The 11,788-nt window shown below is 29.2% G+C and carries 8 protein-coding genes and 1 pseudogene; 3 read left to right on the forward strand and 6 right to left on the reverse strand.

The genetic code is table 11. From position 1 onward, the window contains the following. Positions 1–315: 315 nt before the first annotated feature. The 3 genes from F3K33_RS23725 to F3K33_RS23735 all read left to right on the forward strand — a co-directional run bounded on the left by F3K33_RS23725 (position 316) and on the right by F3K33_RS23735 (position 4,029). A complete protein-coding gene (locus F3K33_RS23725; RefSeq protein WP_039770749.1) occupies positions 316–1,191 on the forward strand; it encodes an AraC family transcriptional regulator in 876 nt (291 codons plus the stop codon). Positions 1,192–1,558: 367 nt separating this feature from the next. After that, positions 1,559–3,163 carry a permease gene (locus tag F3K33_RS23730; RefSeq protein ID WP_039770752.1) on the forward strand — a complete coding sequence of 535 codons (1,605 nt, stop codon included), beginning with the start codon at positions 1,559–1,561 and terminating at the stop codon, positions 3,161–3,163. A gap of 77 nt (positions 3,164–3,240) precedes the next feature. Beyond that, a complete protein-coding gene (locus F3K33_RS23735; protein WP_023975909.1) occupies positions 3,241–4,029 on the forward strand; it encodes a TIGR03943 family putative permease subunit in 789 nt (262 codons plus the stop codon). Positions 4,030–4,230: 201 nt separating this feature from the next. Here F3K33_RS23735 and F3K33_RS23740 read toward each other — a convergent pair whose 3' ends face one another. From F3K33_RS23740 to F3K33_RS23760, 6 genes and pseudogenes are all read right to left on the reverse strand, one after another. Next, on the reverse strand, positions 4,231–5,172 hold the full coding sequence (locus F3K33_RS23740) for a polysaccharide deacetylase family protein (RefSeq protein WP_023975910.1): 942 nt from the start codon (positions 5,170–5,172) through the stop codon (positions 4,231–4,233). A gap of 174 nt (positions 5,173–5,346) precedes the next feature. After that, complete coding sequence (locus tag F3K33_RS23745; protein WP_023975911.1) at positions 5,347–6,873, reverse strand: GH25 family lysozyme; 1,527 nt, start codon at positions 6,871–6,873, stop codon at positions 5,347–5,349. Between the two features lie 66 nt (positions 6,874–6,939). Next, the gene (locus tag F3K33_RS27170) at positions 6,940–7,485 is read right to left on the reverse strand and encodes a lytic transglycosylase domain-containing protein (protein ID WP_420808880.1); all 546 of its coding nucleotides are present in this window, start codon (positions 7,483–7,485) and stop codon (positions 6,940–6,942) included. After that, a pseudogene (locus F3K33_RS27175) lies at positions 7,477–8,262 on the reverse strand (transglycosylase SLT domain-containing protein); the annotation flags it as partial. The pseudogene F3K33_RS27175 and the gene F3K33_RS27170, both read right to left, overlap by 9 nt. A gap of 140 nt (positions 8,263–8,402) precedes the next feature. After that, positions 8,403–10,229 (reverse strand): LTA synthase family protein, encoded by a 1,827-nt coding sequence (locus tag F3K33_RS23755; protein ID WP_023975913.1) that lies wholly within the window; start codon positions 10,227–10,229, stop codon positions 8,403–8,405. Between the two features lie 488 nt (positions 10,230–10,717). Continuing rightward, positions 10,718–11,764 (reverse strand): GTP-binding protein, encoded by a 1,047-nt coding sequence (locus F3K33_RS23760; RefSeq protein ID WP_039770758.1) that lies wholly within the window; start codon positions 11,762–11,764, stop codon positions 10,718–10,720. Between the last annotated feature and the right edge of the window lie 24 nt (positions 11,765–11,788).

The raw sequence follows: 11,788 nt of genomic DNA on the forward strand, positions 1-11,788 counted from the left end.
TGTTTTACCATACTTGTATGGTAACTATGAGTATAGTCTTGCTGTCTAAGAATCGTTTACAAAGACTTGTATAGTAAATCTTTTCACTTGCTTTTCCCTAATTGCTATGATTAAATTATAGCTATACAACTATATAAAAAATATGTTTTAATTGCTTCAAAACTTGCAAAAATTGCTATAGTAAAATATAATGTATCTCAGTTTTATTAAAAATCACTTATACAAATAATCTCTTTCACAATTTAAAACGTTTAATTGTTTAATAATTCAGTAATTTTATCGCAATTTATACAATTCGTCGAAGAGGTGATATCAATGAAGAGAAAAATACATGAGTTTTTTACACGAAAACATATGCTTTCCAGTGACTACGAAATCTTTCACTTCTTAAATACTGATGTACCATTTCAATACCTACACAATCATGACTTTTATGAGTTTTATCTATACCTTTCTGGAGATGTTACATATTTGATAGAAGGTAAGTCATATAATCTAAAATCAGGTGACATAGTATTAATTAATACAAGAGAACTACACCGCGCTGTTATTAATAGCATGAAAATGCCTTATGAGCGTATTGTACTCTGGATCAACAAATCTTTTCTAAATGAATTGTCAACGCCAGAAACGGATCTTACCCAGTGCTTTGAAAACGTAGAGAAAGCAAATGTTATAAGAGCTGATTTTCAAATTCAGCAGAATGTAAGAGCACAACTTAGCAAGCTACTTGAACTTGAAAACTACAAAGGCTTAGGTAAAGATTTGCTATATAAAGCCTATATTATAGAACTTATAATACAGTTAAATAATCTTGTTTTAAGTCATAAATCTGATTTTGACATTGATGTGACGAAGAGCAGCTTAATTGATGGAATAGTTGAATATATTAATAATCATATTAATGAAGAACTTACAATTGATGAGCTTTCTAAAGAATTTTATCTTAGTAAATTCCATTTATCTAGAGAATTCAAAAAGTATACTGGTACTACAATCCATAGGTATATCGTACAAAAAAAATTAATACAATCTAAAGAATTAATTCTTAAAAATTATCCGATAAATAGCGTTTACAAACAATCTGGATTTGGTGATTACTCAAATTTTTTTAGAGCCTTTAAGAATGAATACAGCATTTCCCCTAAACAATTCTATGAACTTATGGTTGAATCTAATTTGAAGAAATAATAAACATTAGAAATTTTATGATATATAGTTTTATAATAAATATTTCAATATCTTTTTCAATAACAAAACCGTGCTAAAATCTATATGATTAGAGAATAACTGGACAAGGCATATAATGTAGAGAACTAATTGCAACATATGTACATCAACGGAATACTTTAAGGATTTTACTTAATTTTTTAATTAATAAATTTTAAATGAACAAGATACAAACTCATTATTAATAATTTATTACAAGAATAGCATATGTAAGTACTATTCTTGTAATTTTTTGTGTAGATATATATAATTTATTTAAATGTACACCAAAACTTGTTGAAATAAAAAATTCGTAAATAATTTGAATAGGCTTTTTTGAGGTGAAAATATGAAAGCAAATGTAGAAATAGTTCTTGGATTTCTTGGCTCTGGAAAAACGAGGTTTATAAATTCTATGCTAAAAAGAAAAGAATTACAAGATGAAGTTATCGTTGTTATACAAGATGAATTTGGAGACTGTCAAATACAGGATGACTTTAATAATAAAAATCCAATAGTAGTAATTAATGTTGATAAGAATAAAGAAATTGATGAAAGTTATATAACCGAAATCGTAAGTAAACATGCTCCTAATAGGATTTTTATCGAAATAAATGGTATGAAAGATTCTACTAAAGTAATTAATATATTTAATACAAAAAAGATAAAGAGTATATGTAGAATTGATAACATAATAAATACTATTGATACAACAAGCTTTAATATGTATTTCAGAAATATGAAAAGTATTATTAACACTCATATTTTTAATAGTGAGACTATAATTTTGAACAATGTAGTCGAGTTAGATAAAAAAGAACTTTTAAACATACAAAAAGAAATTGAAAATATTAATGAGACTGCTGATATACTAATGCATTTATACATAACAGATAATAAAATATCAACTAAAAAAGAATATGTAAAAACTACAAGGCACGGTTTTTCATTCTTTAATACTTTTTTATATTCAGGTTTTGTACTATTTTTATTCATTTTTTTGATTACGATGTCAACATTAAATATTAAGATATCCAGTGCGTATTTAGATAGATTCAAAAAATTTTATGATGTATTTATAAGCATATTAATTCAAGGTTTTCCCTTCATTCTTATCGGTAGCTTTGTATCTTCAATAATTCAAATTTGTATATCAAGAGATACATTTATTAAACTATTTTCAAAAAATAGTTTTTTATCTTGTGTAATTGCAGCTTTTGCAGGCTTATTATTTCCAATATGTGATTGTGGGACAATCCCTGTGGTTAAAGGGCTTATGAAAAAGAATGTTCCTATAGCAGCAGGAATTACATTTATGCTTGCAGCGCCAATTGTAAATCCAATAGCAATTATTGCAACTCTCTATGCTTTTCCAGGTATGGTATCTGTCTTAATTTACAGGTTAGCTACTGGAATATTAATCTCTGTTTTAGTAGGTTTAATTATGCAGTTTACTACTAAGAAGGATGAAGAAATTTTAAAAAATAATTCTGATATAGATACATGTGATTGCGGTTTTTGTGATGGTAAACAGGATTATTCAGAAAGTAAGCTACAAAAAGTCAAGGCAATATTCGTTCATGCAGGAGATGAATTTTTTAATATAGGTAAATATATGATTATTGGAACTTTTCTATCTAGTATTTTTCAAAGTATGACATTTATAAGTAGCAATACTTACATTTCTAATGATAGTAGAGTTTCTCTTCTTGTAATGATTTTATTATCTTTCTTACTTTCAGTTTGTTCAACTTCAGATGCATTTGTTGCCAAAGGTTTTTTAAGAGCCTTTCCAATAAGCTCTATACTTGGATTTTTAGTAGTTGGACCCATGTTAGATGTAAAAAATACAATGATGCTTTTTGGAAGCTTTAAAAAGAAATTTGTATTAAAATTAATATTTACTATTATTTTAGTATCATTTAGCATTTTGATTAACTGCAAATTAACTTGATAATATTGAAAAATAGCTCAATATATTATCATATATTCCATGGCTATTATAGATAAATTAATTGAAAGGGGTAGCATATGAAAAGAATTAGTTCAGATATAGTTATTAAAATACTGATATTGCTATGTTTCGGGATATTTTACTTTAAGATAATTAAGAATAATGAAATAATAATGTATGTCCATCCAAGAATTATTCCATTTGCTATTTTAGGAATGCTAGCAATGTTTGCAATTGCGTTATTTCTAATTACAGACAGTCGTCGAACCAAAAAGAAGAATACCAAGTTAAGGAATTATGTAGTCTTCATCATTCCCTTAGTTATGGTATTTTTCATGCAAAGTACCAGTGCAAATTCTTCAATAAAAACTGATGATATAGGCGCAAATTTTAGCGGATCATTAAGCTCCAATTTAACTTATGACAATTCTAAGCCTAATCCCTCAGACCAAAAGATCAACAATGTTGAGCAGGGTAAATATGATGATGATTTATATATTAAAGATAATGTTATAGAAGTAGATGTCAACAATTTTCTGCACTCCTTTGATGAACTTACAGAGAATGCAAATAACTATGATGGACAAGAAATAGAAATAACAGGATTTGTTTATAAAGACACAACCCTTAACGATAATGAATTCATAATAGGTAGATTTGTAATGGCGTGTTGTGCAGCTGATTTACAAGTTGTAGGAATTAAATGTGATAGTAATAATCAAGAAATCTACAGTAAGGATACATGGGTAAAAATAAGGGGCAAACTTAAAACTGAAACAGTCAAGTATGCAGTGAACCCAGTTATAGTAGTCGAACATATAGAAAAAGATCCTAATCCCAAAACTGAATACTTATATCCATTTTAAAAATCCTTAACTATCTAGATTGAATATGTCATAAACTGTGCCAAATATAACTATTAAAAAATTATCTTTATATAAAAAAATAAACTATGCCACTTTCATTTAGTGTTTTATTAGCATAAAGAGCTATATAAACATTAAATGAAAATTAGCATAGTCATATAAGGCATAATCCCCAAAACAACAAGTCCAGTTGCCTAATAATTATTTTATAATTTTAAATTCATATCCTTGTCCCTTTAAATATTCTATAACTTCTGGCAATGCTTTTGCTGTTTCTTCTTTTCCGTACGTATCATGCATTAATATTATTGCTTTTTCCCTGTTTGCCACAGTTTTTATAACTTCTTGTTTTAACTGTTCTGCTTTTTTAGGAGCACCTTCTGCATCTCCAGATAACGAATTCCAATCAATTTGATGATAGTCCTTGTCATGCAACGCTTTGTCCATAGCTTCTGCTCCTGACGGATCTTTCTTGTCCCAAGTCATTTGCCCTCCTGGAAATCTAACAGCTCTTGTTGAAAAATCTTGTCCTAAAATATTTTTCAAAGATTGATTTGTTTTCTCAAAATCGGACATACAATTCTCCAAATTTATTTTTCCATTTGGATATAAGTAGTTATAATCATGCGAATAAGTATGATTACCTATTGCATTACCTTCATCAAACTCCCTTTTTACTAAATCTTTGCTTGCCTGATCTTTATCTATATATTTTCCTATAAGGAAGAAAGTTGCATGTACATCTTCTTTCTTAAGAATATCTAATATCTGAGGGGTAACTGTTTCTGATGGCCCATCATCAAAAGTCAAATAAACAACTTTCTTACCATCAGCTCCATCAGGCCTTTGTCCTTTCATTTGCTGATTTAAATATTTTTCTACAAATGCTGAGTTTTCTACTTCTGAATTACTTTCTGATTTAAGTTCGTCACTATCCGTTTCACTTTTACTCTGATTATCACTTGATTCAGATTTTGCATTCTGGTTACCATCAAGTGCTTGTACAGTTTTTGTATTATTTGAAAATCTTTGCATTACTATGTTACCTACTGTTATAACCAATATGGAAATAATAATAAATAGAATTGTGATCTTTGCTACTTTAATGTTTTTATTTGGGTTATTCCTATTGTTATACTTCATTTTTCATCCCTCTTATGTCTTATCTATGTGTGTCTTAATAGTTTTTTATTAGATAGCAGCATAGTATATGTTGCTATTGAATTCTATAATTTACCTTAATTAAATATTCGTCTTATTAGAACTTTTAAGGTTAAGTATACTATTGCAACATATATACTGAGTATTTATAGCTAATTATTTAAAAACTCCTTGTGTAAATTCATCTAAATCAACATCATGGTTTATTCCATTAACAAATCCTGTCTCACTGTATTGATGTCCAACTCTTGAAAACCATATTTTATTTGTTGGCAGGTTTTGAAATGGAGTATTATTATAATTTGCTTCCCATAAAGGATAGTTAGATAATCTGCCGTCTAGATTGCTAATAAAGCTACTATATGTGTATATACCTATATCCATATTACTTACTTTCTTGAATTCGGCTATAAATCTTAAAGCATAATCCATAATATCAAATCCTGTAGCTTCTATATCTAACATTGGCTTCAAATCGTTTCTTTTATCCTTTATGCTATTATAAAAATTATCGGCTTGAGTTTCTGGAGCACTTGTCCCAACTAAGAAGTGATAGAAGCCAACCTTTAATCCAGCTGATGAAGCCCCATTATAATTAGCCTGTAAATACGGATCTATAAAAGTTGTTCCTTCAGTTGCTTTTATATACACTAATTGAACTCCACTTGATTTTACTGAATTAAAATCTATGTACCCATCATAATTACTAATATCTATACCATAATATTTGCTTAAAGTGTTCCCACTACTACTTGAACCAGAAGAACTTTGACCTGGAGTGCTTCCGCTACTACTTGATCCAGAAGGACTCTGACCTGAAGTGCTTCCACTACTACTACTTGATCCAGTAGAACTTTGATTTGACGCACTTCCGCTGCCACTTGGTCCAGAAGTATTCTGACTTGAATCTTCATACCTCTTACCATCAGATCCAATCTTATATCCATCTTTAGTAGTGTTAGTAAGCATTTTTCCTGTATCTTTATCTAAGTAATACCACGCTCCATTAAGATAAGCCCATCCTGTTGCCATACTTCCATCATTATTAAAGTAATACCAATTATTGTTTATAGTAATCCATCCAGTTTCCATATCTCCGCTATCAGTAAATTTGTATGTTGTACCGTCTATCTTATTAATACCAGTTACCATACTTCCATCAGTCTTTAAATAGTACCATTTATTATTATTCTTGATCCATCCAATATGGATTTTTCCACCTTTATCGAAGTAATACCATTTATCATTTATTTTATTCCATCCACTATTGGTTGCCATTACTCCTGAATCTTTGAAATAGTACAAATTTGAACCATCATTCTGAATTCCAGTTGCCATAGCTCCTGAATCAGTTAAGAAATACCAATCACCATCTAACTGTTTCCATCCTTTTACCATAGCTCCACTTTCATCCATGTAATACCAGTTACCTTTGTCTTTTACCCATCCGGTTTTCATTTTACCGTCATCTTCATTTAAATAGTACCAATTATTATCTGGTCTAATCCATCCAATCGCTTTTGTATTATCTGACTTATAATAATACCAAACTCCACTCTCATTCTTCCAACCAATATTTGATGTCATATTAGTATCACTAGTTGCAGCTTGTACATTTAATCCTGGAATTAAAATTAGTACCATTAATACAGATAATACTGTGAGTCTCTTTTTAATATTCAAAACAACCTGTCACTCCCTTTTTTATTTTTTAGCTAAAATATAATTAAATTGAATACGAAGTTAATTTTATGCTTCTATAAGATTCTTTCCATCTATAGCAATGCTTCCATCCTTGTAATATTGCATTACTCTCTTAACATAATCCTGAACCCCTTGTGACATCTTACATAAATCATCATCTGATAAGACCCCATCTTTTTTTACATTTTGTGGTCCAGCATTATAAGCTGCTATTGCTATTTTTACATCACCATTAAATTGGTTTAGATATTCTTTTAGTAATTTTGACCCTCCATCGATATTTTGCTCTATATCATATCCGTCTGTCATTCCAAGATATGTATAATTCTGAGGCATAATCTGCATCAATCCAGTGGCGCCTGAGCTTGACGTTGCTTTTGGATCAAAATCTGACTCTGCTTTAATTATAGCTAGTATCAATTTTGAATCTAGTTCATATTTATTTGCCGAATCATTTACTGAGTTATATATTTTTTTCATAGTATCACCTGACCCCTTCGAGCTAGTGCTTAAAGGAATTGTATTAAGTGGCTTATATCTTTTTCCATCCGATCCAATCTTATATCCATCTATGGTAGTATCCGTTAGCATTTTTCCTGAAGTAGGATCTAAATAGTAATAGTCGCTTCCATTTGATGTAACCCATCCTGTTGCCATTGATCCATTATCATTTAGGTAATACCATACTCCATCAAGATTTATCCACCCTGTCGCAACACTTCTATCAGTATTGAAATAATACCAGTTATTGTTCACATTAACCCATCCAGTTTCCATCTCACCAGTATCACTAAACACATATGTTGTATTTCCTATTTTATCAGTACCAGTTACCATACTTCCATCATCGTTTGAGTAATACCACTTATCATTATTCTCAACCCATCCAGTATGTATCTTTCCATCTTTATCAAAATAGTACCATTTATCATTTATCTTAGTCCATCCAGTATTTGTAGCCATAACCCCTGAATCTTTGAAATAATATAAATTAGAATTATCCTGCTGAATTCCAGTTGCTCTAGCACCCGAATCAGTTAAAAGATACCAGTCACCATCTAACTGTTTCCATCCTTTTACCATAACCCCATTATCATCCATATAGTACCAGTTTCCTTTATCCTCTAACCATCCAGTTGTCATTTTACCACTATCTTCATCTAAATGATACCAATTATTATCCGGTTTAATCCATCCAATTGCTTTTGTGTTGTCAGACTTATAATAATACCAAGATCCATTTTCGTTTTTCCAACCAATGCTTGATGTTATATTTGTATCAGTAACATCTGCTTGTACATTTAATGTTGGAATGAAGCTTAGTGCAATTAATGCTGACAAAACTGTAAGTATCTTTTTAATATTCAAAGTAATCCATCACTTCCTTTTAACTGATTCTTAATAAAAAATGTTATTAGACTAAATAACTAATACTGATTTTAAAAAGTTAAATCTCATATTAAAATTTATCATTAAAAATCAGTATTAATTATGTATTTTATAATTTATTAATGTTCCTTATTATTTTTAAAATAATTTTTTTCAATGATGGCTTCCGAAACTTTGAATTCATCTTTTAGATGCTTTACTTCTTTTTCATCTTTTGGGTTTCCTACAATTTGACCTTCATTTAAGATTGTAGCATCTCTATTCGTATTCACTAATACTCTTCCTATTGAATTATTCTCAAATTCACTTCTATCCTCGCCAAGCAAGTATAATATTGTCGGTTTAAAATCTGTTTGACCACCAGCTGTTGATATAACTTCTGATTTTAAGTTCTTTGAATAAATCATATAAGGAATCTTTCTTTGATTATCCTTCCACCAATCTCCTTCTAAAGGCGCATTTTCTATATCTTGTTCGTAAAATTTATGAACACCACAATGATCACCGTAAATCATAACTACCGTATTATCCAATAAACCTTCCTTATCTAATTCTGCTATAAACTTTCCGATAGCTTCATCGGTATATCTTACAGATTGAAAATACTTTCCTAGCATATTATCATCAAGTTCTTTAGGTAGGTTTAAATATTTTTTATTTTCTGGCATCTCAAAAGGACCGTGACTTGTCAACGTAGTCATAAATGCATAATAAGGTTGTTTTTCATCTTTTAACTTTTGAGCTACTTGCTTTAAATATGATTCATCTGAAAGTCCCAAACCTATAATTTCATCCTGATTAAACTTTCCTACATCTAATATTTTATCAGCCCCATAGCTTTTATGCATTTCTGTCCAATTCCAATTTCCAGGTGGTTCTGCATGAGTAGAAACTGTAGAATATCCTTTACCTTCTAAAATATTTTGAAGTGTATTATATTGACTCCAAGGATAAGAATATACTGTAGTACCTTCTCTTATAGGAAGTACTGATGCATTAACCATCAAATCACAATCTGAACTTGTTCCAGAATTATTTTGTTCACGTATATTATTAAAATACAAGCTATTTGACAATAACTTATTTAAATTTGGTGTTATTTCTTGTCCATACACTTTTTGATTAATGACAAAGTTCTCCAAAGACTCTACTTGTAGTGCAATTACATTTTTTCCTTTAAACATTCCCTTGTAACTATTGTCAGGTAAATCTTCTTTATTATCGTTAAACCAACTTTCTATTTCTTTTTTCTCTTCATCTGTTAAAGTTTTATTTTTATTTTTATAGAACTCAATATCAAAACCATGATATCCAAGTGGGCTCATATCTCCAAAAGTCTGAAATGGCGCCCAAGACAATCTAAATACATTTTTCCCTTGATCCATTTGCTTGACATCTACTGTATAATAACCAAGCCATATAACAAGTGCACTTGCGATAAATACATACAAGGTCTTTGCTATCCTAAAATATGCTTGACTTTCATTCGCTTCTTTAACTTTAATAAACTTATGTATTAAGAAGAGCATTACAAAGTCAATGATAAATACTAAATCCACTATTCTAAAATTAAATAAACTTTTGCCTTCCGGATTAAATATCTCAGTATGCATTAAATGTCTTATAGATAAAAAGGTTTCATTTGAACGATAATACCAGATATCTGCAACAAAAAGAATTGTCACTAAAATATCTATTATTAAGGCAGCACCAAGCCTCCCCCTTTCTTTAAAAAGAAATATTGGACTGCATACTAATACTATTATTGCTATATGCACCCAAAGTACTGGACTATCAAAATAAGCACTTCCTAAACTTATGCTTGATGAATCTTGTGTCCTTAGCATAGATAATAGCAATGTTGATTTAGCTTGTAACATTGCTACCATAAATATAAATAACCAATTTCTTCGAACTAAATTTTTCATTCTTTCTTTTGTTTCCATTTTCATTCTCCATTAATATCCATTTTTCTTCCTACATTATAACTCAAACTTTATCTTTTACCAATATAATTTTATTAAAAGATAATTACAATATTTTAATGTCAATATGAATCTTACTTAAATTATAAATCATTACTACTAATTATCATAAGTTTAAAATTACTTATTATTATCAAATATTTTATAATTTCCTTAATTTATCGACGCTTAAGAGCTTAATTAATCAAAGTTTATCTTAAGATATCAAGTAATGCGATTAAATAGCTTTATAATTAATAAATTACACTAGAACCTATATAATATCAACCCGGAATCATTTACATGTTAAGATAAAAAAAGGATAAAAGCTACTTGTGCAAATTCCTGATCTACATCAAAATTGCATACTTTTATCCAAAATAAAACTTATAATTTAAATAAACTATATTAGTATATCTAACGTCTTCATTCTTTTCTTAAATACTTAATACCCAATTATTAAAATATCTTTAGCAAAATAGTCTTTCTAATTTATTATTATTTAAGTTGACTCCTATAACACATATTCTACCTGTGTAATCAACATTTCCATAACGAATTTCATATTCCTCTGGAACCAAGTCAAAATCAATCCATTTTCCATCAACATCTTGAACAATGCCTTTAGCACGTAAAATCTCCCCATACTCTTTTGATTGTATCAATTTTCTTAATTTATTATCTAATTCACTGTACTTATATTTTTTAGGAGTCTCTATTCCCCAGGTTGCAAATACCTCATCTGCATGATGATGTTCATGATGATGACAATGACATCCATGAGTCTCATTATTATCTTTTTCATGATTATGACAATGGCATTTATGAACTTTATCACTGTGCTCTTGCTTCTCCATATGATTACAATTGCAACTATGTTTCTCTACATTTTCATTATTCATTACCTCTTTTTCAAGAGAATTGCTGCCTTCAATTGCGCTTAATATTTGTTTTCCACTTAATTCATCCCACGGAGTAGTGATAATACTAGCTTTATTATTATACTTTTTTATCTCTTTAACACATATATCTAATTTTTCATCTGATAATTTTTGTGAACGGCTCAAAATAATGGCACTTGCATTTTCAATTTGATTCTTGAAAAATTCTCCAAAATTATCCATATAAGTTTTATACTTAATCGAATCCACTACTGTTGCAAAACTATTTAATGAGATATTGTCATATTCCTTTATATTTGCAACTGCTTCTATTACATCAGATAACTTGCCTACCCCAGATGGTTCAATTATGATACGATCTGGTTTATATTTTTCTAAAGCATCTTTCAACACACTTTTAAAATCTCCAACTAAAGAGCAACATATGCATCCTGAATTCATTTCCTTAATTTCAATCCCTGCATTTTTAAGAAAACCACCGTCTATTCCTATTTCTCCAAACTCATTTTCAATTAATAGAACTTTCTCCTTTTTTAATTCTTCTTTTATAAGCTTCTTGATAAGTGTTGTTTTTCCTGCTCCAAGGAAACCTGAAATTATATCCACTTTTGTCATATAAAACTCATCTCCATATAATTA

This window comes from Clostridium beijerinckii, assembly GCF_008705175.1.
In the GTDB taxonomy this organism is placed as follows: domain Bacteria; phylum Bacillota; class Clostridia; order Clostridiales; family Clostridiaceae; genus Clostridium; species Clostridium beijerinckii.

Bases quoted from the DNA above. Each gene is read 5' to 3' on its own strand.
- F3K33_RS27170 (WP_420808880.1), bottom strand. From the start codon at position 7,485: ATGCTAACGGATACTACCATAGATGGATATAAGATTGGATCGGATGGA.
- F3K33_RS23735 (WP_023975909.1), top strand. From the start codon at position 3,241: ATGAAAAGAATTAGTTCAGATATAGTTATTAAAATACTGATATTGCTA.
- F3K33_RS23740 (WP_023975910.1), bottom strand. From the start codon at position 5,172: ATGAAGTATAACAATAGGAATAACCCAAATAAAAACATTAAAGTAGCA.
- F3K33_RS23730 (WP_039770752.1), top strand. From the start codon at position 1,559: ATGAAAGCAAATGTAGAAATAGTTCTTGGATTTCTTGGCTCTGGAAAA.
- F3K33_RS23755 (WP_023975913.1), bottom strand. From the start codon at position 10,229: ATGGAAACAAAAGAAAGAATGAAAAATTTAGTTCGAAGAAATTGGTTA.
- F3K33_RS23760 (WP_039770758.1), bottom strand. From the start codon at position 11,764: ATGACAAAAGTGGATATAATTTCAGGTTTCCTTGGAGCAGGAAAAACA.
- F3K33_RS23725 (WP_039770749.1), top strand. From the start codon at position 316: ATGAAGAGAAAAATACATGAGTTTTTTACACGAAAACATATGCTTTCC.